Source organism: Dysgonomonas sp. ZJ279 (assembly GCF_011039205.1).
Taxonomy (GTDB): Bacteria; Bacteroidota; Bacteroidia; order Bacteroidales; family Dysgonomonadaceae; genus Dysgonomonas.
In genome coordinates, this window is the sequence record NZ_JAAKEL010000006.1 from 81,934 (window position 1) to 108,036 (window position 26,103).

Below are 26,103 nucleotides of genomic sequence, written 5' to 3' on the forward strand. Positions count from 1 at the left end.
TGGTTCTTTTTATTTTTATTGAAGACGATTATTTTGTGTATCCGGGGTTTTGATGCTCAGGACCTATATCGTCATTATTTTTAATTTCAGTATCAGGTATAGGGTAACGCATATTGTATTCTTGAATAGTCCCTTCTTGTTTTGCCCAACGGTTACGTTCTTTCACCAAATTTACAAATGTTCCGGTACGAATCAAATCCATACGACGCCAGCCTTCGAAACAAAGTTCGCGAAAACGCTCATCCATAATTTTCTCACGGAATTGTGCCTGCGACATACTCCCCCATCTCTTGTCGGCAGGAAGAGAACCGCCCCATGCACGGGTACGTATTCTATTATTTACAAGCGATATGGCATCCGCTGTATTCCCCAATTCATTTAAACATTCGGCTTGTAACAGAAGAATATCTGCTAAGCGAATAACTGCGAAATTTTTGCCTGAGTTCCACATATTTCCTATTGTTCCATTATCCTGATCGGTACGAGGGTCTTCAAATTTCTTTATATGAGGTTCAAGTTCATCGGTAGTGCCGGTCCATTCCGTTTTCGATAAATCCGGGGTTACTCCATGATACGTAAAATCGTAACGGATACTGGCTTCTTTTCTAAGATCGCCATCTTCCCAAATACCACCTTGCGCTACAGTGCGGTAAGCAAATGGGGTAGGCACAAGAAAGTCGTATCCTGAAAAATGACACCTTTGTGAAAACCAAGCATCTACGGCTCTCGATCCGCAATCGAATTGCCAGTAATTACAATCGGGCCAGATATTGTTAAATTGCAATTCGAATATAGATTCTACAGAATTAGGTTTATCATAAGCATAAAGGTCTTCAAAATTAGCTACCAAATCGTAACGACCTATCATTTTGTCAAAGCACTCTTTTGCTAAAGAGAAATCACGAAGACCTGTTTCAACGGGAGCATACATATATGCTTTACCTAGCATCGCCAATGCTGCGCCTGATGTAGCACGCTTAGGGTCATCCCATTTGTCGGGAAGATTGTTAGATGCTATTTTAAAATCGTTGATAATAAATGCCCATACATCTTTCAATGGCTGGCGTGCAAGACCAAGTTCTTTTTCCCGGTTTTTATCTTTAATAGGAATCTCACCCCAATACATACTTAATTCCAACATCAGCATACCTCGGATAAAACTCGCTTCACCTAATAGTTGAGTCGCTTTCTCGGACTTATCTCCTAATTGCTCAAGACCATAAACAGCCAATGCTGCCGAACTTGCAGCCGGCCATCGGTTTTCCCAAATTGCAGCCACCTGAGTAGATGTAGCATCCAACAATCCGTTGTATTTATCCATTCCGGCCTGTGAACCCGAAGATATTAATTGAAAATTACCTTGCTGGCTCTCGTCTAAACCTAAATTGACCATCAGTCCATTACGTCCTTCTTTGCACCCACGGTATTTGGTATATAAGCCCTGTATGAGTAATTCTATGTTTTCGAGACTTGAAACAACTTCTTCTTCCGACAAACTGCTTTTGGACTCTTGGTCCAAGAAGTCTGAACAGGAGGTCGTATTTATTGCAAAAGCAAATACTAATGCATATATTATAAATTTGAATTTTATACTTCTCATTGTTAATCGTATTAAATAATTAAATAATTCTGAATAGCTTAGAAACTTACATTGAGACCAAATACATACATTTTTGTAGGAGGATACCAATCACCTGTTTCAGGGTCATAACCGTTATAATTAGTTATACAGAATAGATTCGAACCTGTTGTGTATACGCGCAGATTACTTAATTTCAATTTGCTCACTATATTAGCAGGCAGAGTATATGCTAAAGTTAAGGCCGACATTCTCAAGAAAGATGCCTTCTGAACACTAAAATCCATCTGGCTTGCATTATAATGGTTATAATCAAAACCAGTCAATACGCGAGGGAATTTAGCATCTTTATTCTCAGGACTCCATCTGTCGAGTAAATCAAGAGAAGCTGCACTGCTGCCAACACTGGTAATTAAAGATTCGTAATAAGGACTTAGTTTTCTAGCACCCTGAGAATAGTTAAAAACAGCATTCAAGGCAATGCCTTTCCACTCGAAGTCAGTAGCAAAACCGCCATAAAATTTCGGGTCGGTAGAGCCTATTACCACACGGTCATTTTGATCTATCGAATTGTCTCCATTCGTATCCACCGGATATAAATCTCCTGCACCTACGTTGTAGCCATTGAAATTTATCTTACTTAATCCATCTAAGTCGACAGCCTGAGCAATGCCACCTGTCTGCCAGACATAGATCGTATTTCTGGATTCGCCTAAAAATAGGTTACCTTCTTTTTCAATATTACGATTACCATCTACTTTATAAATTACATTATTCTCACCATATAATTGTGTGATCTTGTTCTTATCGGCAGATAGGTTAGCAGACAAATTCCATTTAAAATCTTTTGAATCGATAACACTTGCACTCACTGTGAATTCAACGCCCTTGTTTTCGATTGCTCCTATATTTACAAAAGCTTTCTTAAACCCTGATGTAACAGGCAAGGTACGCTCCATTAACAAGTCTTTATTCTTGATAAAAAATGCGTCCGCAGTAAAATGGATGCGATTCTTTAAGAATGCCAGATCGATACCAATATTTAATTGTTTTTGTTTCTCCCACGTAATATCTTCGGTTCCTCTACGGTCATTAGAAACAAAAGAAACCTGATTATTACTCACATTCGGACTATAGAGGCTACGAAATGCAAAATCATCTATATTCTGATTACCCACTATTCCATAACCAACCCTCAATTTTAATTGATCGAGAGCTGTCTGATCTTTCATAAATGATTCTTCAGCAATATTCCATGCTCCCGAGAATGAAGGGAAAACACCCCACTGATGTCCTTCAGCAAATTTGGAAGAACCATCATATCTGGCAGTCGCAGTCAAATAATACCTATTATCATAGCTATAGTTAGCTCGTATAAGATACGACATCAAAGTAGCAGTTGTGAAATTAGAACCGATCTCTCTTTCTGCTTTTTTATAAGAACTGCCTAAGTTGTGATAATTTATATAATCTGTTCCGAAACCCTTTCCATTCGCTTCGGTATAATCATAGTCAGTGCGGGTACTACTTGTACCTAGTATACCGTTAAATTTATGTTTTCCGATAGAAGTATCGTAAGAAACTGTATTATCCCATTGCCACATAGTACGCGATTCACGTTTATGCTTTGCTTCTCCATCCAATGAGTAACGAATAGATTCATATATGTTTTTAGGTGTATATTTAAATTCTTTATGTTCAGAATAATCCAAAGAGAATGAAGTTCTGATATTCAATCCCTGTATCGGGTTTATATTCACGTAATTTGCTGTAAGAATACGATTTCTGACACGATCGTTATCAACTGTCAAAGAGCGGATAGGATTGAAATTATTCTGATCGAATATACCTTGATAGTTCAATGTTTCTATGTTTTCGTCGATAGCCAACATCGGATTGGCATTACGTGCCCTATTCATCACTCCATCATCTACCAATTGATCTTTTGTACGTGAAAATGAAGTATTAGTACCCACCTTCAGCCAAGGCTTAATATTTTGCTCTGCATTAATACGGCCGGTATATTTACTTTGACCCGATTTTTTCATCAAACCTTTCTGATCTGAATAACCGAAACTCAAATAATATGTTCCTTTGTCGGAACCACCGGAAAAACTTAAAGCATGATTCTGGTAAGTACCTGTACGGGTTACCTGATCGAGCCAGTCATAATTATCATTATTTTTATATGCTTCAAATTCATAATCGGCAAATACCCTGTTAGAACCCATCACTACATCATTGATATATTGATTTACATTTCCATTAGGATTGGTTACCGAATATCCATTCACATAAGCATCTTTTCTTAACTCGAATAATTGTCGTGTATCCATCGTCTTGGGAACTTTGGCAAAATTCTGAACGCCAAACCATGTGTCATAATTTACTCTACCCTCACCATTTCTTCCTCTTTTGGTAGTAATCAAAACCACGCCATTAGCTCCACGAGAACCATACAGTGCAGTAGCAGAAGCATCTTTCAATATTTCGACAGAAGCTACATCATCCACATTCACTGCATTAAATCCCGAAGCATAATTATCCACCACCAAACCATCTACTACATAAATAGGGTCTGTTGATGTATTTATAGTATTTATACCACGAATTTTGATAGATGCATCATCTCCCGGACGAGTACCATTTGAAATCAATACTCCGGCTACACGTCCCTGAAGTGCCTGATTAATTGTAGTAACCGGCTTCTCGGTCAGTACAGCGGAATTTACACTACTGACTGCCCCTGTCAGATCGCTCTTTTTCATCACGGCACCGACTATAACCACATCGTCCATCTCAAAATTATGAGGTGTAAGACTAATATTGAGTACAGGCCCCACTGCTCTTACTTCTCTGGTTTCGTAACCTAGGAATGAAACTGTCAATGTTTGATTTTGTGAAACTGAAATAGAATATTTACCATCGACATCAGACAGTGTACCTGTGGTTGTACCTTTTACCACAACAGATGCTCCTATTATCGATTCTTTTGTCTCTCCATCGGTTATAAGCCCTGTAATAGTTACATTCTGGGCAAAAGCAATGGCTCCCGACAAGCAGAACAGCATCAATATAAATGCCGCCCTCAGTTTGAAATTAATGTTCATACACTTTTTCATAAATTAGTCGTTTGAGGTTTATAGATTTAGGGTGTTAATACTAACCTGCTACTCAGCAACAGGTTAATTCAATTCAAGGTTTAATGCTATTTTCAAGGGGTCTTAAAACGTATTTTTCATGGGTTTTCCATTCGTACCAGATTCTTTTACTCCAATCTTTATTATTAAATGAGACCAGAGCGTAAATTTAGATTTTATATATCCATTAAAAATGTAAGTACTTTCTGAAAACATGTAAAATTTTATTATTTTTCCTATTTTACTTCAATGGCATTAAAAGGTTATGCGACAAATATAATTTTAAGATTCAGTAACAAGAATTACCATCTTTTCAAAAAATAACAAATTTGTCGCAACACTATATTTTAACTTCAAAATGCGACCTTTGTATTATTTATTACGACATGTGTGATTTATATATTATGTATATTTGTTACTCTACTACCTATAAAGTCGCCTTATCTATGAATCGTATTTTTTTTCTATTCATTTTCTTATTTCTATTCTCTACTTGTACCCTTGCTTCTGATTATTACTTCTCGATAATCGATGGAAAGGCCGGATTATCTCAGAACAACGTTAAATCGATCTGTCAGGACAGCTATGGATTCATGTGGTTTGGTACGCGCAACCGATTAAATCGTTATGATGGAATATCCTTTAAAGTATTCGATTGCTACGATCAGATAACCAAAAAGGGAAATAACAACATCGGTGCAATATGTGAAGATTCTGATAAGAAACTCTGGCTAGGAACAGATAAAGGTGTCTTTATATTCGATCCGATTACCGAGCGATTTAAGTCGTTCGACATAACTACTGCAAACAAAATAATCATAGACGAATGGGTTGCAGACATTAAGCAGGATCAGAATAATAATATATGGATAGTTGTACCTAATCAAGGTGTATTCAAATATGAAATGTTATCCGGAGAACTCGTGTTGTACTCTGTAGTAGAAGAACTCAAACCGAGTGTGAGTAATCCCCAATGTATTGCAATAGAAAACAATGGCAGAGTGTGGATCGGCTCCAACGGATCAGGCGTATTCTTGTACGATAATTTGAAAGATACATTTACACAGTATTTAGGTAATGAAAATGGCAGATTGACTTTAGCCGGAAAAAACATTTATACTATCTGTCATAATAATGATAATATAATAATCGGTATACACGAAGAGAAATTGTTGAAACTCGACAAACGAAGAAATATACTGCAAGAGGTAAATGCACCTGAAATCAACAATAAAATAATCAGGCATATCGCAATTTTCAACGATGACGAGATATGGGTCGGAACTCAATCCGGTTTATATATTGTAAACGAAAAATTGCAGAGAGTAGACCATATAATGGAAGATCCGCTTAACAGCCATTCTCTGTCTGACAACTTCGTAGAAAAAATATATAAGGACAGGGAAGGAGGAATATGGCTGGGCACAAACTTTGCCGGTGTCAATTACCTTCCCAACAGGAATAATAAGTTTGAAAAGTATTTTCCTGTTAGCGAGAAAGGTTCTATTAATTCGAAACGAATCCGGGAAATGAAAGAGGATAAAGACGGAAATATCTGGATTGGCACCGAAGACGCTGGCCTATCTATATTCGATCCACAGAAAAAAACATTTAACCCGATAACTAATTTATTTTACAATAGAATACTAGCTCTTTTAGTTCAGGATTCAAAAGTTTGGGTCGGTTTTTTCAAAAACGGATTAGATATAGTTAATCTCCCACAAGATAAAGTGCAGCATTATTCTCTTTCGGATATGGGGCTTAATGAAGAAAGTATATATGCATTGTGTGAAGACCGATATGGGAAAATATGGTTAGGTAATGCCTGGGGAGTTTTTGTCGCCGACAAGAATGACATGAAATTTAAGCATATGGATGCTTTTGGGTTGTGCTACACTTATGATTTAATGGAAGATTCCGAAGGTTATATCTGGGTTGCTACGATGGGCAGCGGAGTTTTTCAATATGATCAGAAACAAGGAGTTCTTATTCATCATACGGCAAAAGGCGAAAATCATCTGAGTTCCAATTCTGTAAGCGGCATTACAGAAGACCATCTGGGACAAATATGGTTTTCGACCGACAGAGGTGGAATATGTGTATATAATAAAAAAAGCAAGAGTTTTAAAAGCTACTCGATAAAAGACGGGCTGCCTGATGATGTAGCCTACAAAATTCTGGAGGATAAAAATTATGATTTATGGTTTGGTACAAATCTCGGATTAGTACGATTTAATCCTGAGACCGAGCAAGTAAAAGTTTTTACTCAAAACGAAGGTCTATTGTCTAATCAATTCAATTATAAATCCAGTTTAGTAAGCAGCTCCGGCAAATTGTATTTTGGCTGCATGGAGGGTTTGATCGCTTTCAAACCGGAAGAATTTAAGCAAAATGAATTCATTCCACCAGTATATATAACCAAGTTATCGATATTCAACAAAGAAATAGTCCCTAATGCCGATGGATCTCCTCTGCAGAAAAGTATTATTCATACAGACCGAATAGAACTACCATTCAATCAAGCCAATATCATCCTCGATTTCGTATCGTTGAGCTATACTGCACCTCAAGCAAATATGTATGCGTATAAAATGGAAAATATAGATGCTGACTGGATATACACTAATAATAATCATAGTGCCTCTTATGCCAAATTACCTCCCGGGAAATATATATTTAAAGTGAAAGGGACTAATAACGACGGACTATGGAGTGGCGGAGAAACATTGCTCGAGATAGAAATACTACCCCCATGGTGGGCATCTAATATTGCATATTTTGTATATCTTGTTTTGTTTATCAGCATATGTTATTTTGGCTTAAAGATATCGCTGAAAAAATACAGAAAGAGAAGTAATGAGAAACAAAAATTATTTGAGATAGAAAAAGAAAGAGAACTCTATGAGGCAAAAGTAGACTTCTTTACCGATATAGCTCATGAAATAAGAACTCCTGTGACGCTCATCAATGGTCCGTTAGAATCCATCATGGAAATGGATATCACAGACCCTAATATTAAGCGCAACCTAAAAATCATAGAGCAAAATACGAACCATTTACTTCATCTCATCAATCAGCTCCTGGATTTCAGAAAAGTAGATAGTCGAAAATTTTCGTTGAACCTGAGAAGTACAGATATAAACGAACTATTGAAAACTGTTATTTCACGGTTTCAGCAGCAATCGGTTTCTTCTAAGAAAACAATTAAAGTACATCCGTTTCCCGAGGAACACATTTCAGCTATCGCTGACAGGGATTGCTTAGACAAAGTATTAAACAATTTGCTGTCTAACGCCATAAAATATTCTGAGCATCTCATTGAGATATTCCTATCTGAAGACGAAACCTATTTTACAGTAGAAGTTTCGAATGACGGGATTTTAATACCGGAAGAGCTGAAGGAGAAAATATTTGAACCTTTCTTTCAGGTAAAATCAGATCGTCGCGAAACATCAGGTTCAGGTATTGGTCTTTCTCTGGCTCGTTCTTTAACAGAACTTCATAATGGCTATCTATTCTATACATCACAATCAGGGCTAAATACCTTTATGCTCAAAGTCCCTCTTCAGCAGGAATTGGCAACAAATGGAACAGATACTATAAATATAGACAGGGCATCCGATTATATTGTAGAAAATGAAACTAACTCTGCAAAGAAGAAACATTTAGAATCAATATTGGTAGTTGAAGACAATACGGATATGTTACAATTTATTGCAGACAAGTTGAAAGAAAATTACGTTGTAGAATGTGCGTCTAATGGACTTAAAGCTCAGGAAATACTGAAACAGAAAAGTATCGACATTGTTATAAGTGATGTTATGATGCCCGAAATGAATGGCTTCGAGTTATGCAATTTTATCAAATCAAATATGGAGTACAGCCATATTATTGTAATACTATTAACTGCAAAAAATGACTTGAACAGTAAAATTAAAGGATTGGAAATCGGTGCTGATGCTTATGTAGAAAAACCTTTCTCGTTCCAGTATTTGCAAACATTGCTCGTATCTCTCATGAATAATAGAAAGCGCGAAATAGAGTTGTTCCTGAAAAAGCCTTTTCTACCTATGCAGCAATCGGGAATCAACAAAGCCGATGAAGAATTTCTGACAAAAATCATATCAATTATAAACGAAAACATTACCGATTCTAATTTCAATGTGGAGAGCCTAGCCGATTTAGTTTATATGAGTCGCTCCAGCCTTCATCGCAAATTGAAAGTAATGATCGACTCTACACCAACTGATTTCATAAGATTAGTGCGTCTACAAAAAGCAGCACAATTGATACAGGAAGGAAAATACAGGATAAATGAGATTTGTTATTTAGTAGGAATTAATTCATCCTCTTATTTTATTAAATTATTCCAAAGCCAGTACGGAATGACTCCAAAAGAATTCGAGAAACAGAATAAAGAATAATCTTATTTTGAGGGCTTACAACTAAATTTGAATCTTATAAAATCTGATTTTTCCTCATTTGCAGTAAGAATATTTGTTTCAAAACAAGGATGATTTACACCATCAGGATGATATTGAGCCTCGAGGCATATTCCACCAAAAGGCACAAAATTCCCCTCTAAAAAATCGCCTGTATAAATTTGAATACCGGGCATGGATGTATATACATCAACAATCCGCCCGGATACTTTTTCCCTGAGCGATGCTATTGGAGTAGCTGTGTCGGGGTCTTTTATGAAATATGCGTTATACCCTTTTAGATTGTCTTTTTTAAGTTGAGCCATTTTACCGATGGGCTTATATTCTCTGAAGTCAAAAGCTGAATTCGTTACCGAACAAATCTTGCCGATGGGTAGAAACTCATCATTCATCTCAAGATATTGCGTTGCATTCACTTGAAGTTCATGATCCAGAATATCATTATTTTGAATGTTAAGGTTGAAGTAGCTGTGATTGGTGAAATTCACAGGTGTTGCTTTATCCGACAAGGCTTTATATTCGATACTCAATTCATTATTGTCAGAGAAAAAATAAGTAACTGATAATTTCAGATTACCGGAAAATCCGCCCTCTCCATCAGGACTTTCGATATAGAATATTACATTATTCTCATTGATTCTATAATCAAATATCTTTGTATTGAAACCATTATATCCTCCGTGGTTGGAATTTTGTCCGTCATTTCTATCTGTCTGATATGTCTGTCCATTCAGTGTAAATCGTCCGTTAGATATTCGATTGGCATAACGACCGATAGTAGAACCTAAATAGAACATATCACAAAAGTAATCTTCCAGATTATTATAGCTTAGAATAACATTCTTTCCTACCCCTTCTTTATTCGGAACGACGATGGAAACGATAGATGCACCATAATTACTTATTTCTATATATGAACCGGAAGTATTTGTCAAGCGTAGCAAGATTACCTCCTTTTGCTTATAGGTAACAGACTGTTGTATAGAAATTTTAGTCATAGTGCATCTATTTGTGTTTGTTTTCAGTCAGAATAAATTTGCTATTTTATACTATTAAGTTGAAGAAGAACGCTCTCATATTCATTATATATAGGGAATGTAAGACCTACAGTCATCAGATAATCACCACTGAATGGCTTATTCTCGTAAGCAGCCGCTCTCGACCAATTAGGAGATACCTTATTAATTTCTTTCAGTGTGTATGTCTTGTTGGGATCGAGACCTTTCAAATAGATTGTTTGCTTATCTGATTTCAATTCTTTTCTTACAAGAAAATTGAAAACAATAGCTTCGTCTTTATTTTCATTAACATACATGAAGACAGTACGATTGTTTTTGTATGGTGAGAGGATTCTATACAGATCGCCATGAAGAACAGTTTTACGTATTTGCTTATATGTCTCTATTGCATTTTTCGAGAATATTTTTTCTTCATCCGTCATTTGTACAGGCTGTAAATCCATGCCTAATTTGCCTGCCATAGCAATGTCGAAACGATATTTAAGTGGGGTACTGCGTCCCGAAATATGATTGGGTGATACCGAAACATGACTTGCAAGACCAATAGTAGGGAAGAAATACTGCGCACCCCATTGAGTAAATATGCGTTGTAATGGATCGTTATTGTCACTGATCCAATATTCATCGAAATGTTTCATTGTGCCATAGTCGATGCGACCGCCACCGCCCGAGCAAGCCATAAAGGTTACATCTGGGTATTTTGCACTTACTTTATCCATTACTTCCAGTAAGGCTAAACTATAATCTATCCAAAGGTGCGATTGCTTATCAGCCGGCAAGTAAGATGATCCCGAATTTTGAACAAAACGGTTACAATCCCATTTCACATAGTCGATACCCGGATTCTTTTGTAATATTTCGTCAATTGTATTATAAACAAACTCTTTTACTTTCGGATTACTCATATCCAAAATCAACTGATTACGTTGAGGAGTCCTTTCTCTGTGAGGTTGAGCGATAACCCAATCGGGATGTTTTTCGTATAATTCACTCTTCGGATTTACCATTTCGGGTTCTACCCAGATTCCGAATTTCAGACCTCTTTTTTTACACTCTTCTATCAGATAAGGGATACCTCTTGGTAATTTCTTGGTGTTGGTTTGCCAATCGCCTAATCCGGCTGTATCTCCATTTCTCGGATATTTATTACCGAACCAGCCATCATCGAGTAAGAATAGTTCGAATCCCATTTTAGACGCATCGTCAATGATTTGGGTTAGTTTCGGTTCGTCAAAATCGAAGTATGTCGCTTCCCAGTTATTCAGTAAAATACTTCTCTCTTTATCTCCGTTTTTTATACCGTATTTTCTAGCCCAACGGTGAAAGTTACGGGTAATCTTTCCTGTACCTTCATTACTATATGTGTAGAGCAGAGCAGGAGTTTTGAAAATTTTGTCTTTATCGAGTGTATAGGTTGAGGCATAAGGATTTATTCCTGACAAAACACGTAGTTTCTGATCGTTATCCACTTCGAAACAGAATTGGAAGTTACCAGGCCACGCTAATGTGCCACCAATCACTTCGCCATTCGATTCCTCCACAGGATTACCTAACGAGAGCAGAAAACAAGGATGGGTATATTGGTTAGATCTTACCCCTAATTTGGTATCTATGATTTTAATACCGGAAGTTAGCTCTTGCTCTGCGATATTCATCTCTTCCGACCAGTCACCATAAAATTGGCTTACATAGTATTTCTTTGCATAAAAAGACAGATCGGCAGACGCAAAATTATTAAGAATAACAGGTTTGTTTTCGCCGTTTCTTATTTCTGTCCATTGTTCTATAATGTCTTCTTTTTGGTAAGCATTGTAATGCAGATCGACATACAAACCATAATATTCATCTTTCAAAGAGATTACAGTATGAAAAATATTAGTGTCTTTACGATCTGTTTTAGTCGATACGTATCCTAATTCGGTCGATGTGTTCCCATCGGCATGGGTCATTCTTAATGCAGCTTCGAACACATGGGTTGTTCCGAATGTGGAATAGGCACTAAAACTCTTCAAAGGAACTGCCTCTAATTCGTTGAGCTGTTTTATCTTTTTACCGAAATAAACTTGTTCGAGCCTGTTTTGGTCGTTAACCTGTAACAGCAAGCATGTATTATCCGTTGTTATCGGAATGTAATTTGCGGCAAGCAGACTCGTAGAGGCTACCAGAAACAGAGCGATCAATAAATACTTTTGTAATTGCATGGTATTATGATTTTTGTTTTAATATTAAATGCTATTCAGTATCAAGTGGCTATCCAAATGGTTTATATCCAATTGTTTCACTTTTATAAGATATTCCTTGGCTTCATTCAGATTTCCTAATCCCAGATTCCCCAATCCCATAACATAGTAGCAATGTATCTGATTGCGAATATTCAGATCGTCTTCCCAAATGGCAAGATCGGGTAATGATACAGCAAAATAATCGATACGGCAGTTGTCGAAAAGATGCTTCTTTCCGTGATCTATCAACTTGTTGTAACGGCTCTTTGCTTTATCTGTATTGCCTAATGCAGCCCAAGCCAATCCTTGATAATATATTTTGTCGGGTTGCTGGTCATTATAGAAAAATGCCTGTTGAGGTTCGGGCGAACCGATAGTTGCTTTTTGTAAATGGAACATTGCTTTTTGCTCGTTTCCAACGCCTTTGTAAGCTAATCCTTTGTAATAATCAATATCGTTTTCTTCCGCATTAGATAGCTTACCTTCGCCTAGATTGTGAGGATAATAATCTGTCTCGTGAAGTAGCCTGAGTGCTTCTTGAAATTCATTACCTTTCATAGCTTGTTTGGCTAATTCGATGCGGCAGACAGTATATTGCTTTGCTATTTTACCTTCGCCACCTTCCCACGGATGGAACTTGTAGTCAGTAATCAGATTCATAGCCTCTTTGTATCGTCCTAGCTGATTGTATAATGTGATCCGTTCTATACAAAGATCATCACGTTCTTCGACTAATGACGCATATTTTTCGAGAAAAGCTAAACGTTCATCAGGCGAGACACCTCTTTTTTTATACAACTGATCCAATTCCATTAATATACGTGAATCAGTCATATCCAGAGCAAATGCCTTTTCCAATAATTCTTTAGCCTCTTCTTTGCGATTGTATTTATTGTAATAGGCTAATGCCAGATTGCGAAGCACTGTAGGATATTTATTGTTTAATTGCTGCGATCTTTCCCAACATATCACAGCGTCATCGTATTGACGTGCCGCATACCAGAAGTTACCCAGATAGTATGGAGCTAAGGAGTCTTCGGGGTTTAGCCTCATGGCTTCTTGTAGTATATTTACTTCTTCTATCCGATTGGGGAAGCATCTGTCGGGCGACATTTTAGAAGCTTTTATGTAATATTCTTTAGCTTCGGTAGCTTTACCCATTTTAGAAGAGAAATAACCCAGTATATAATATACCATCGGATACACCTTGTTTTCGTCGGTGATGCAGCATGATAATAATCGAGTTGCCTCTTCATATAGTCCTGCACCTGCAAAATCGAGCGCGTATTCTATATATGGATGAGTGGAGCCGTGCATCAGGTTTTTTAATATTTCTATATCTCTAATATCATTCGTTAGAAGATATTTTTCGAATCGGCATCCGATATTGAACTTATCGATTTTCAAAGAATCTTCGATTAAATCCATCGCGTCGTCTTTTCTTCCCAGCTTTCTTAGTATAGAAGCCTTTAGCTGGCGTGCTTTATGATTGTGCCAATTCCGTATCAAACTGCGATCTATTCTCTCTAAAGCCTCTTCCCACAATCCTCTTTCGGCATCTATTTGTGCCAAAGCATAATATCCCGAATCTTGCCATGCGGCATTCCATGTCGCTTTAAAGAATGCACCGTAAGCATCATCCTTACGACCTTGCATATTTAGACACCATCCCAGATTATAATTTGGTTCACCATCGTAAGGATTCGGATTGCGCTCTGTTTGCGTTTCTACTGCTTTGCGGAAAAAGGGTTCGGCTTTAGCGAATTGCCCCCGACGCATTAAAATAAGTCCCATTGCATTATTACAGCGGATATCTTTCGGCTCACGGCTAAGAGCTTCTGTATAAAAATCTATCGGGTTATAGGTCGCATGACGATATTGTTCCAAATGCTGACCCGTAAGGAACAGTTGCTCTATGGATGCAATTTCTTTCGGTTCTTTAGCCGCTTTGGCAGGATCAGGAGTCGGCTTTATTTCGGGTTTGTCTGCCTTATATGTCAATAGCTCGTTTCCATCGGATGTATAGAGATTGAATATTAAATTTTCGGGAGTTATATTTCCTACCTCTACCGTGTTGAAGTAAGAATGCAAAGGTGAGGTATTTGCATAACTATCTAAATAAACTTTTCCATCGGTGTTCTTTAATACAATGTGTAGATTCTGAAACTCGGAAGTTGTGTAAAGAATAATACTTGCCTGTCCCTCTTTTACATCTATATTTACGATTGCATCTTTATTCGCATTTTTCACATAGCCTACCTCTGCATAGGGCATAAAGTATTGCACCCACGATTTTTCTTCATTGGGTTGCAGCCATGTAAAATCAGGTTGATTGTCGGTATATACTCCTGTCATTAATTCTATGTATGGCCCGTCTTCATCGGTTAGATTCCGATCCCAGGCAATACCGAAGTCACCATTGCCCCATGTCCACTGTTTTTTACCGGGAGATATATGGTGATTGGCAACGTGCAATAAACCACCTTTCACATCTTCTTCATATCCTCCTACAAAATTGAATTTGGACTGTATAGCCATATAAGAGGTCGGTACAGGAACATTTTTATACTTCGAAATATCTACTCCTGCCGAATAATCCTGTTTGTAATATGTGCCTGTTGCTATCGGAAAATTTGATACATCACGCTTACCGTGATCAAACACAGCATGGACATCGGGCGGAAACACCGAGTGATAATGATCGTTTACCACAACAGCAGGGTTAGCCCACCATAGGAATGTCTGAGGAAAGGCAGTACGGTTATACACTTTTACAGTTATTTCGACATATGCTTTTCCGGGACGAAGCGTAAATCCCTGCATGCCTTTTGTTCGGAACATGCGTTCCACCTCGTTGCACCAGACAGTCATACTGCCATCTGCATTTTTTTCGATATAATAATCCGTAGGCAGAAAGGTACTCGGGCGATGATGCTGAGGCCAGTTGAACTCTATACCTCCCGAAATCCACGGACCGGTAAGACCTACCAATGCGGGCTTAATCACCTGATTATAATATACAAAGTGGCGTTGCTTAACCTTATCGTAAGCCATTTGAATGCGTCCGCCCAATTCGGGAAGGATCATTACTTTTAGATATTCGTTTTCGATAAATAAAGCCTTGTATTGCTTGTCTTTCTTCTCATCAGAAACCTTTTCTACCACAGGATAGGGATATACGGCTCCCGAACTTCCCTGATAAACTCTTTTCTCGAGGAATATCGGGTTTTTCTCTTCTTCTCCTATTTCGTATGTAGGGAGCATGATGTTTTCTTCCCATGCTTTTACTACATTTTTTTCATTCACAGTGGATCGAATCAGATAATCAGTTATCTCTTCCATTACGTTTTTACCTTTTGAGTTAAATATTATACGATTTAAGGTTGCACCTTTATTATTTAGTAAGTTCTTTTTCAATTTCTTCGAGTGATTTACCTTTTGTTTCGGGTAAATTCTTTTTGACAAATACAAATCCCAAGAGACAGATAATGCCATATAGCCAGAATGTGCCGTAAGAACCTAGTCTGCTGTTTAATAATGGAAATGTATATGTCAGTATAAAACATGCCGTCCATAACGAGAATGTGGCAATTGCCATCGCCATCCCTCTTATGCGTGTAGGGAATATTTCGGAAATAACTACCCATGTGATAGGCGCCAGAGTCATCGCGTAGCAGCCAATAGCAAGCATCACTAAAACCAGAACAGATAAGCCCGACACCTCTAAATAGTAGCAAGTGCCTAATGCCGCATAAATACAGGCTAAGCCTATTGCCCCGAAAAGCAACAAAGAGCGTCGTCCTAATCTGTCTACGGTGTACATTCCTACGATAGTGAAAACAACATTTGTTACACCTGTTATAACGATATTGAAAAGAATATCGGAAACACCATATCCTGCAGCCATAAATATTTCCTGTGCATAATTAAATATTACATTAATTCCGCACCATTGCTGGAAGGCTGCGATAACGATTCCGATGAGTAATATTTTAGGCATTTTCCCTTTAAAGAGTAATTTATAGTTCACCTTTTCTTTACTATTATCAGCAATCTCTTTCATAGAACTCATTTCGGTTCTGGCATAGTCACCTCCTCCGATACGGGTAAGTATTATCTGTGATTTTTCTATCTTCATTTTGGTATAGAGCCAACGTGGACTCTCGGGTATAATAAATATCAATATAAAGAAAAAGATTGCGGGAACCCCTCCTGCCCAAAACATCCATCTCCATCCCATCTGTCCGTTCCACGAATTGAGGATATCTTCTCCGGGAGCGACAGAATCGGCAATAAGCCAGTTTACAAGTTGTGCCGCAAGTATTCCAATAACAACTGTCAATTGGTTAAGTGCTACGAATTTGCCCCTGACATTCGTTGGCGCAACTTCGGCGATGTACATGGGCGACAGGTTGGATGCCATACCGATGCCAATTCCTCCAAATATACGATAGATAATAAACCAGGTGAGCGTATCGCTGACACCTGTGCCTACGGCTGCGATGATAAATACCAACGAGGCTATTATCATTAGCGGCTTTCTTCCGTAGCGATCCGAAAGGCTACCCGAAACCATAACTCCCAACAAGCAACCTAATATGGCACTCCCCATAACCCAACCTTGTATATAAGGTGAGTCTGCAATATTGAAATATAATTCATAAAATGGCTTTGCTCCTCCGATTACAACCCAGTCGTAACCAAATAATAAGCCTCCCATTGCTGAGACAAAAGTGATAAGTAATAAATAGCGGCTATTTTTCATATTAGATTTTTATAGGTTATCTGAATGTAAAATTAGATTTAAAGTATTTATTAAAAATGTATGTTCTTTTTGAAAACATGTAAAATATTACGATTTACTCTACTTGTCGTTTCAATCAGAAGCATTCCCTCTCAATTCGTAGTATAATGATGTGTCTTTTCTTTAAAACCAGAGCGAAATAGCATAAATATTAAGTAAATATTTTTTATAAACTTCCGGTTTGGTCTTTTGTAAGAATTGATTTTTTATCTGCATTTATCTATATCAAAAATATTCTATTATTCGCTAATAAACAGGTACATAAAAAGCAATAAATATAATACATGTCCTAATTTCATAAGGAATAGGCATGCATGCGACATTTGTACTACTTTTTGATACACATATTTTCTAAAATATAATTCATCTATAGGGCTATATTTCAGATCAATTGTATCTTTGTTTAATCCGTTAACCTACACCTTCACATCATGGAAAACACAGAAACAATTGCCAATGGGTTCAAAGGAGAAAAAGCCATTGTAACACCCTACAACACAAGAGAGTATCAAGAGGCAAACCCAATAACAGAACCTCTATATCTGACTCACATAGGCTATTATCCCAATGCGAAGTTTCATTTCAGACAACGAATATCGGGAGCCAACGAAAACATCCTTATATATTGCGAGAAAGGAAAAGGGTGGATAGAACACGGTGGGGAAAGATTTTACTTATCGAATAATCAGGTATATATTATCCCTGCAAATGAACCCCATACCTACGGAGCAGACATACGCAATCCGTGGAGTATATATTGGCTGCATTTTCAAGGAAAAAACGTACCGATGTTTAATTCGATCATAGGTAAGGTCCTTTCAATAAAAGAATCGGACAATAGCAGATATAAAGACCGTATGCTACTTTTTGAGGATATGTATCAGAATCTGGAGATGGGGTACAATCCTGAAAATCTGGAATACATAAGCTTTTGCCTGAGATATTTCTTAGCGTCGCTAAAATATTTGACACAGTATAGAGTAATAAAAAATATAAGGGTTGACGATGTAGTGCAGCAAAGCATTCACTTCATGAAAGACAATCTCGAAAATAAAATAACACTGAATGATATAGCCAATGCCGTAGGCTATTCAAGCTCACATCTGATTACTCTTTTTACTCAGAAAACATCCTATCCTCCTATGATATACTATAATCAATTGAGAATACAACGCGCATGTTCGTACCTGCAGTTTTCTGAATTGAAGATAAAAGAGATTGCTTTCAGATTATGTTTCTATGATCCTTTTCATTTCTCTAAAGCTTTTTTAAAAGAGATGCGTATTACACCGAAAGAATATAGAAAACGGTATCAATAAAAACTGTCAGCCTGTTAACGAAAAACTAAGGCTGTTTATTCAATATGAATAAACAGCCTTTATATTTAGATGAGATTACATTTATTATTCTAATGTAAAAGTACTAAGAACGGCTCTGTGATCTGATGGATAGTTATCGAACCCGATATCGCTTTTTACACTTTTTTCTCCGACAACCTGTGAGTTTATAAGTTTTATTTTATCTCCTCTGAACATAACAAAATCGATACGATCTAAAACCTCAGTATAAGTTTCAACTTCCGGAAGTGTTGTCCACGTGTGACCCGGTTTACTCACCTCATCCGGATAGGACAGCCTATAAGAATCCTGCATGCCACCCTTATCTATGAAAGCCTTTGTAGATGGCCATACAACAGGTATCTTACATAGTCCGGCTTCTACAGCCTTAGCTGTCCAGTCTAAACAAGATGGTTCATTAAAATCGCCTGTAAGAAAAATAGGATAACCCTCTTTCTGAACTTCTAATATATCTGCGATAACAGAATTTACGGCTTCGCTCCTACTCTTTATTGCAGATTCAACAGCTTCTTCCGCGGTCTGCAATATAGGTCCACCACAATACTCTATCCCATTCAGTTGGTATGGTTCGTAAGGGCAATACATCAAGTGAACATTGAACATCCATACAGAATGAGACTCATCTATTTTTATCTTCACCCCGTTTTTGTTAGCAGAAGTATCTACTATAGGATATCTGCTAACGATTGTCGGACTTCCACCCGATGAGTATGAATACCAACCAATGCTGTCAGCCAAATAAACAGCTATATCTTTCCCATCCCGGTTTGCTTCTTGTATTCCGACTATATCGGCTTTACTTTCAATTAAAACCTGTGCAGTAGCAGGAATTGATTTTTTAGCACCTAGCCAGATATTAAAACTCATTACTTTTAATTCGATAGGCTGGGAAGCCGTCTTATTACTACAGGAATATACCGGAAGAATAAGGATAATAGCTAATATACATTTACAAATAATACGCATAGATTATAGATTTAAGGGATTAAATTATTTAAGGCTTCAAGACAAAGGTATAAATAATATAACAAGTTACTTCTTAATAATTAGTGTTATAGATAATCAAGGCGCAGGGAGAACCAGCGTCCGTTGAGCCCATTCCTGATATTTGGCTTTCATATCATCTACTTTCTGCGGATAATCTGCCGCAATATTTTGGGCTCTATATTAGATTCAGATTTAATGATCAGTTATCAAAAAAGACTCATCATCAAACGACCTCGGGTTAACTACTTCACAAACAAAAATACAAAACTATTTAATGTTTTAACTAAATAGTTCTACAAAATTAGCAGCCTATTTATCTTACCTTCATCCCTAAAAAAGAGAAGGCGAAAGATAATCTTCCGCCTTCTACTCTATTTATAATTATATATTATTTGCTCACAGAACCTCCGCTAGAGGTATGAGAATCTATAGTTTCGTAAGCCAAGTTTTTTATATTTACTACTGCTCCACTACTGCAATTGAGTGTGATATTATTAGTTTTGCCATCCAACTTGAAGCTGGCTCCACTACTCACATTTATATTCACATCAGATACAGCTATTTTGGCATGACCACTCGAACCGGATGAAGACGATTGATAATAACTTTTAGCCGTAAGTTTACCTATTCCCACAGAAGCTCCACTGGATAAGTCAATTCTGATCGATTCAGGATTGCTTATTTCATTGGTAATAAAGCTAGAGCCACTTGATAAATTTATTCGATCGAGAGTTGGAGCCGAAATATAGACCTCTATTTTCCCTTTGATTCTGTAATTATCTTTATTATCGATATATATCTTCAAAACTCCATTTTTCACTTCAGTTTTTATTCTACTCAATACGTCGTCTTGGGCTTCTACCTTAAGGCTAAAAGTATTGCTTGCCGAATAAATCACATTTATACCATTAGAGCCCTCGACCTGTTGAAATGGACTAACCGGTCTTGTCTCGGAAGCAGAGTAAGCTACCAGAGTAAAAGAACTCAACACAAAGATTAATGTTGTAAGAACGATGTTTTTTGTTTTCATACTATTTATAATTTATTTGATTTTCAAATCTCCGTAATTACTTATTACTGTTATTTTTCCTGTTGGTGATTTAGAGCCAATCTTTCCTATTTTTACTATTTTGGTATCGCTTTCGCTCTGTTGCGTATAAGTTACATTGTGTGTTTTTGAAATATCAACATCTCCATAATTCATATTCAGATCGAATGAAACTGAAATATCTTGTGGCAAACTGATTGTCATATCAGAATAACTCCCTTTCATCATCACGTTGCTAATTTTAGGAGACACATTATTAATTTTAATATCACTATATAGACACACAGCATCCAGATTCGACACGAGGTTACCTATTTTAACATCGCCATATTGAATATTCAAATTCATATTTGTAACAGTAGTCACCTTTATATCGCCATAGTTTAAAGACTTATTTGACGTGATAGAATGTGCATTATTAAAAACATAATTATTATAGTCTCCTGATATATTTACGTTATTCGCTTTATCGATTTTTATATCCGAGTAAGCAGCATTTACCAAGATGTCAGGTGCATTCTCAATAGACATATTCCCGTACTTAATTTTAACAGATGGGGTTGACCCTGTTAACGATTTAGCAGACAAATCGCTGTAAGACAAATCAGCCATAAAAGGCCCATGGAAAGGATTCATTTTGATATTCCCATATTTGAGATCTATACTCAATCCTGTATTACGCGGAATACTGATAATGTAATTAATGGACGGTCTATTGTTATTATTCGCACCCCCTTTATAATTAGTCTGTATCGATAAGATATTATTCGACGTCGAAGTTTCACAGCTTACCTGCTCTCCGGCTTTTTGATCTAAATACTGAATCTCTAACTCTACTTGTTTTGTCGCTGATTCCCGAACAAAGATATCGCCATAAAGATGCTTTATCTCAATCTTGGAGATATTCGAAAAACTTTTTTTCTCAATCTGAACCGGGGTTCTCGATTGGTCTATCTCAAAATGATCTTCTGCTTGCATTTCGGGAGAAATGATGAGACAGAATAAAATGACTGCTGTATAAAATAAATTCTTTTTCATTGCTGTTAGCATTTAGTGTATTTACCTAATTTTTCATTTATATTTTCGAGCGCTTGAATATTTGCCTTATAATGCTTTACTAAATAGTGAATAGCCATTTCTTCATCATCTGCATTTGCCATATCATTCACGAAAGCGGCATTGCCATCTATTATTTTTTGCAAGTCCCTATTCAATAAAGCTTGATTTTCGCTATCGGTATTCGCCAGTTTACACATAATATCAGCTATCTGCTCCTGCATTTGTCGGTTATAAAAGTCATTCGTAGCTCTAAACTCGTCCGATACCTCCATCGTATTTTCAATTACAGGCAGATCATTCGGGATATGTTGTGGCGAATAGAACTGAATCGCAACAACCATAAGTACTACTATAGATGCTGCAATTGATATTATACCCATAAGCTGCATCCTCTTAATTGGCTTTCTCTTTTCCTTCTCTTGCTTATCGAGAAGGGCTTCGAATCGTTCAAAATGCCCTTCCATAGGCTCTTGATCATCGAAAATATCTTTATTATCTTTTATTTGTTTCCTTAAATTTTTCATCTCTTCTCCTTACATTAGTTTTATAAGTCGTTGTTTTGCTCTCATATACTGTATTCGGGAAGTACCCGGTGCTATATTTAATATTTCAGCTATCTCTTCATGATCGTAGCCTTCGATCAAATACAAATTAATTATTAAGCGGCTCGAGTCAGGCAATTTACCGATAGCAGCCTTCACCTGCTCGACCTTTGCCAATATTTCATCCCAGTCATCATCATCCGCATCAATTATATCAGAATGTATATTCTCATTCAGGTCTGTCAATTCCAAATCCTTTTTCCGCAACTTATCAATAGAGGTGTTGATTGCAATTCTTAGTATCCATGCTTCAAAAGGTGTTGACCTATCATAAGAATCTAAGCCCGAGAATGCTTTCAGAAAAGACTCCTGCATAGCGTCTTCCGATTCGGGGACACTTCGCAGGATGCGTAAACAGCTATTATAAACCCGCTTGTAAAAAGCAGTATATAGTTGCATCTGTGCCCTGCGTTCACCCGTCTTGCATCTTTCTACTATCTCGATATCGAAATCAACCATTGTTCTTCATTACTCTATATATATACTAATACGAATCAAAAAGGAAAGTGTTACAAATGAAGATATATTTTTTCAAGAAAAAGTAAAGACTTGATAAATTATGGATGGATAATAAATGTGACACATATTGCATAGTGAAGAATTTGGCTTCACTATGAAAACATTTTCGCCTCATGACATTCAACCAGAGGTATTCCTGTTAGTTATTTCACAAAAAATAATTAGCTTTGTAATTACAACATTCTAATAAACAAACTGATTATGAAATATTATATAGGTGTATTATTATTCTTTTTCGCAGGCAGTCAATTATTTGCACAAAACACGGTAAAGATGAGTGCTGTAAAAGCCAGCGATTATGGCGTAGCCTATTCTTTGCCTAAAACCTCAATAGAAGTCCAGGCATACTATACAAAAACAACACGCAAAGCAGGTGAGTTCTATCAATACGCCGAACGTTATTTGAGTATATCGAATCCAATAACAAAAGATGACATTACTTATACTTTAGACAAAATAGAAGCTGTAACAAATGGGATAATAGACAAAGACAAGTCATATCTTGTTGAATTCAGAGCAAACTCAACAGCGCCTTTTGTGACATTAACCAGAGACGGTTTGATTTGTGCAATCAACGATGATTACTCCTTTCCACAAGAAAACGTATCAAATAATGTCACCCCATCAAACCAAGCTCCATTATTAAACCCACGTACATTCTTATCAGAAGAAATATTGAGAGCCGGCTCAACTGCTAAACAAGCCGAGCTAATAGCCAAACAAATATATCGCCTACGCGAAAGCCGTACTAACATCCTCACCGGCGAAGCTGACAATATGCCCCCTGACGGTAATGCTTATAAAATAGTAATGGGACAACTAGACGATCAGGAGAAAGCATTAGTAGCTATGTTTGCCGGAACGGAAACGACTGAAACAGGCATGCAAAATTTCGTAATTATTCCCGATGAAAAGGACATAGACAGTAGAATTGTCTTCCGATTCTCGTCAAAATTAGGTGTAGTGGGTGAGAGCGATCTGGCCGGAGCCCCGATTTATTTATCGCTTAAAAATAAGGAACCAAAGCAAGCACAGATATTAACGCCTAAAGAAGAAAAAGCGTTGGCTGACAAATTCGCGAAAGGAATTATCTACAATATACCGGGAAAAGCAAACCTAAAAATCACATTTAACAGCAAAGACTTAATACAAAAAGAATGCGATGTGGTACAATATGGTACACAAGAGGTTCTCGTACCGAAAATGTTCGACAACAACAAGCAACCGATCAAGGTGATTTTCTATCCTTATTTGGGTGCAGTAAAACAGATTATTCAATAAAATAAAAAAAGATAAACGAATGAGTAAATCAGCAAAATGAGATATATCAAAAGATTTGCCGATTTACTCATTTTTCAATTTGATATATGGCATTAGAAATAGAGCGGAAGTTTTTAGTCAGCGGAGATTTTAAATCTCACGCCTATCATCATGAACAGATAACACAAGGATACTTATCATCAGCTCCCGATCGTTCCGTTCGTGTTCGCATAAAGGGTGACAAGGCATATTTGACTATAAAGGGTATCAGCAATGCCTCCGGTATTTCGCGCTATGAATGGGAAAAAGAAATTGCGATAGAAGAAGCTAAAGAATTAATGCATCTATGCGAACCCGGAGCCATAGATAAGATTCGTTATTACATCGAATGTGGAAAGCATACATTTGAAGTCGATGAATTCCGTGGAGAGAATCAAGGATTAGTAGTAGCCGAAATAGAACTGGAGGACGAAAAAGAATCCTTTATACATCCGGATTGGTTAGGTAAAGAAGTGACGGGAGATAATCGTTACTATAATGCATCGCTGGTAAAATGTCCATTTACAAAATGGTAAAAACATGATTGAAACTCAAGTTAAAATACACGATAATTTTTCAGTAGAATTCAAAACGGGTTTTATTACCAACAATAAGACAAAAGATATCAATGAGTTCAAGATTAATACATGGATATTTATTCCCAATGGTCTTGATATCAATCGTGCGACTTATTCCAAAGAGCAGTTTTATAGGGATGTAAAAAGCAACATTCGTCTAATTACTCCCATCTATTCTTTAGACGATATACTAAAGGCCGGCAGAGGCCCTTTGCCACGATTACAAAAAGCGTTGGCTGCCTTGTCCGTAGACCCTACTAATGACATAAAAAAAGAAGATTATCTCTATCAGGTAAAGATGCTACTCTGCATTATGAAAAGTGCCCTACGGCGCGAAGCTCAGATTATAGCGAATACAGCTGATGACGAAGAGCTGGTTCATCTAGTTAACAGATATGTATCGCAAGTAGAAGCCATTGCATTAGAATACCGTGAAAAATGGGAGATGCTAACCAGACCGGAGATTAGTCAGGAACAGCGCAATTATTATTTGTTTGGAGACAATTTTCTGGGAAATATTATTGAACAGCACACGTTCGACATAATGAGAAAGCTCAATAGTCGATCTGTAATTCAATCAATTAACCCCATTCTCAACAAGCTACTTATCGGAGAAATAGATCATAAGAAAAAACGAGGTTTCTCCACTCTCGAAGAAGGTAATGAGGAACACAACAGCCTTATTATTACACAACGCAATATACTAAAGAAGTTTGTAGAGAGTGACTTGTTCTTGCAGATTGTCAAGAAGAAAGACGGTGCTTTTGCCGAACAGATGTATTATAGCATTGCAGCGGGAGTCGCTATGATCTTCGCTACCGTAATATCTTTTTTCGCTACACAACGCTATGGCAACTTCACAACAGACCTCTTCGTTGTATTAGTTATCAGTTATATGCTGAAAGACCGTATTAAAGATTTAATGCGATACTATTTTTCATCCGAACTCAGCAAAAAATACTTTGACACAAAGCTCAAACTAAGCATTCGTAAACAAGAAATAGGCTGGCTCAAAGAATCTTTCGACTTTGTAGAAGAAAGCAAAGTATCGAGTGAAGTTCTTAATATGCGGAATCGTTCCCCATTGGTAGAGGCGGAAAATCAAACCTACAACGAGCAGATAATTTTATATCGCAAATGGGTCAATTTATCAAAAGATGAGATAGAAAAATATAAAGAATATCGCTTGTCGGGTATCAATGATATAACCCGGTTCAATCTTTTTCACTTTGTGCAGAAAATGGATAATCCATCTATCCCCCTTTATGTTGTAGATAAGGATAAAGGTTTTTCCAGCTTTGAAGGAACTCGCATCTATCCACTATACTTCGTAGTACAGTGCGAATCAGATACCGATAAGTACTATAAAACCTATCGCCTCCTATTCAATCGTAACGGAATAACCAGTGTCAGTGAGCTGGATTAAATAAAATTTATGGGTACATTC

At 37.0% G+C, this 26,103-nt stretch carries 16 protein-coding genes; 5 read left to right on the top strand and 11 right to left on the bottom strand.

Annotation, left to right across the window (positions count from 1 at the left end):
- Positions 1 to 28 precede the first annotated feature (28 nt).
- Positions 29 to 1,600 (bottom strand): RagB/SusD family nutrient uptake outer membrane protein, encoded by a 1,572-nt coding sequence (locus G7Y57_RS09430; RefSeq protein ID WP_165022891.1) that lies wholly within the window; start codon positions 1,598 to 1,600, stop codon positions 29 to 31.
- 38 nt (positions 1,601 to 1,638) lie between these two features.
- Positions 1,639 to 4,701, bottom strand: a complete 3,063-nt coding sequence (locus G7Y57_RS09435; RefSeq protein ID WP_165022894.1) for a SusC/RagA family TonB-linked outer membrane protein — start codon at positions 4,699 to 4,701, stop codon at positions 1,639 to 1,641.
- Positions 4,702 to 5,165: 464 nt separating this feature from the next.
- On the opposite strand from G7Y57_RS09435, the gene G7Y57_RS09440 reads away from it, so the two are divergent.
- Positions 5,166 to 9,143 carry a hybrid sensor histidine kinase/response regulator transcription factor gene (locus G7Y57_RS09440; RefSeq protein WP_165022897.1) on the top strand — a complete coding sequence of 1,326 codons (3,978 nt, stop codon included), beginning with the start codon at positions 5,166 to 5,168 and terminating at the stop codon, positions 9,141 to 9,143.
- Positions 9,144 to 9,145: 2 nt separating this feature from the next.
- Here the strand turns inward: G7Y57_RS09440 and G7Y57_RS09445 are convergent, their stop codons facing one another.
- Genes G7Y57_RS09445 through G7Y57_RS09460 form a run of 4 tightly spaced genes read right to left on the bottom strand, consistent with a single transcriptional unit; the run spans position 9,146 to position 17,167 of the window.
- Positions 9,146 to 10,159 carry an aldose epimerase family protein gene (locus tag G7Y57_RS09445; protein WP_165022900.1) on the bottom strand — a complete coding sequence of 338 codons (1,014 nt, stop codon included), beginning with the start codon at positions 10,157 to 10,159 and terminating at the stop codon, positions 9,146 to 9,148.
- Between the two features lie 41 nt (positions 10,160 to 10,200).
- On the bottom strand, positions 10,201 to 12,381 hold the full coding sequence (locus G7Y57_RS09450; protein WP_165022903.1) for an alpha-galactosidase: 2,181 nt from the start codon (positions 12,379 to 12,381) through the stop codon (positions 10,201 to 10,203).
- A gap of 24 nt (positions 12,382 to 12,405) precedes the next feature.
- Positions 12,406 to 15,744 carry a DUF5107 domain-containing protein gene (locus G7Y57_RS09455; protein ID WP_165022906.1) on the bottom strand — a complete coding sequence of 1,113 codons (3,339 nt, stop codon included), beginning with the start codon at positions 15,742 to 15,744 and terminating at the stop codon, positions 12,406 to 12,408.
- Between the two features lie 52 nt (positions 15,745 to 15,796).
- Entirely contained in the window at positions 15,797 to 17,167 is a 1,371-nt protein-coding gene (locus G7Y57_RS09460; protein WP_165022909.1) for a sugar porter family MFS transporter, read from the bottom strand.
- Between the two features lie 470 nt (positions 17,168 to 17,637).
- Between G7Y57_RS09460 and G7Y57_RS09465 the strand changes: the two genes are divergently transcribed.
- Positions 17,638 to 18,525, top strand: a complete 888-nt coding sequence (locus G7Y57_RS09465; RefSeq protein WP_165022912.1) for an AraC family transcriptional regulator — start codon at positions 17,638 to 17,640, stop codon at positions 18,523 to 18,525.
- Between the two features lie 84 nt (positions 18,526 to 18,609).
- Here the strand turns inward: G7Y57_RS09465 and G7Y57_RS09470 are convergent, their stop codons facing one another.
- The 5 genes from G7Y57_RS09470 to G7Y57_RS09490 all read right to left on the bottom strand — a co-directional run bounded on the left by G7Y57_RS09470 (position 18,610) and on the right by G7Y57_RS09490 (position 22,719).
- Entirely contained in the window at positions 18,610 to 19,530 is a 921-nt protein-coding gene (locus tag G7Y57_RS09470) for an endonuclease/exonuclease/phosphatase family protein (RefSeq protein ID WP_165022914.1), read from the bottom strand.
- A 409-nt stretch (positions 19,531 to 19,939) separates the two neighbouring features.
- Complete coding sequence (locus tag G7Y57_RS09475; protein ID WP_165022917.1) at positions 19,940 to 20,581, bottom strand: GIN domain-containing protein; 642 nt, start codon at positions 20,579 to 20,581, stop codon at positions 19,940 to 19,942.
- 12 nt (positions 20,582 to 20,593) lie between these two features.
- Positions 20,594 to 21,637 (bottom strand): DUF4097 family beta strand repeat-containing protein, encoded by a 1,044-nt coding sequence (locus tag G7Y57_RS09480; protein WP_165022920.1) that lies wholly within the window; start codon positions 21,635 to 21,637, stop codon positions 20,594 to 20,596.
- Positions 21,638 to 21,642: 5 nt separating this feature from the next.
- Positions 21,643 to 22,182 (bottom strand): hypothetical protein, encoded by a 540-nt coding sequence (locus G7Y57_RS09485; protein WP_165022923.1) that lies wholly within the window; start codon positions 22,180 to 22,182, stop codon positions 21,643 to 21,645.
- Positions 22,183 to 22,191: 9 nt separating this feature from the next.
- Positions 22,192 to 22,719 carry an RNA polymerase sigma factor gene (locus tag G7Y57_RS09490; protein ID WP_165022926.1) on the bottom strand — a complete coding sequence of 176 codons (528 nt, stop codon included), beginning with the start codon at positions 22,717 to 22,719 and terminating at the stop codon, positions 22,192 to 22,194.
- A 261-nt stretch (positions 22,720 to 22,980) separates the two neighbouring features.
- Between G7Y57_RS09490 and G7Y57_RS09495 the strand changes: the two genes are divergently transcribed.
- The 3 genes from G7Y57_RS09495 (at position 22,981) to G7Y57_RS09505 (ending at position 26,082) form a co-directional block, all read left to right on the top strand.
- The gene (locus G7Y57_RS09495; RefSeq protein ID WP_165022930.1) at positions 22,981 to 24,060 is read left to right on the top strand and encodes a DUF4831 family protein; all 1,080 of its coding nucleotides are present in this window, start codon (positions 22,981 to 22,983) and stop codon (positions 24,058 to 24,060) included.
- An 86-nt stretch (positions 24,061 to 24,146) separates the two neighbouring features.
- Entirely contained in the window at positions 24,147 to 24,614 is a 468-nt protein-coding gene (locus G7Y57_RS09500) for a CYTH domain-containing protein (RefSeq protein WP_165022933.1), read from the top strand.
- Positions 24,615 to 24,618: 4 nt separating this feature from the next.
- Positions 24,619 to 26,082 carry a hypothetical protein gene (locus G7Y57_RS09505; RefSeq protein WP_165022936.1) on the top strand — a complete coding sequence of 488 codons (1,464 nt, stop codon included), beginning with the start codon at positions 24,619 to 24,621 and terminating at the stop codon, positions 26,080 to 26,082.
- Positions 26,083 to 26,103: the final 21 nt, after the last annotated feature.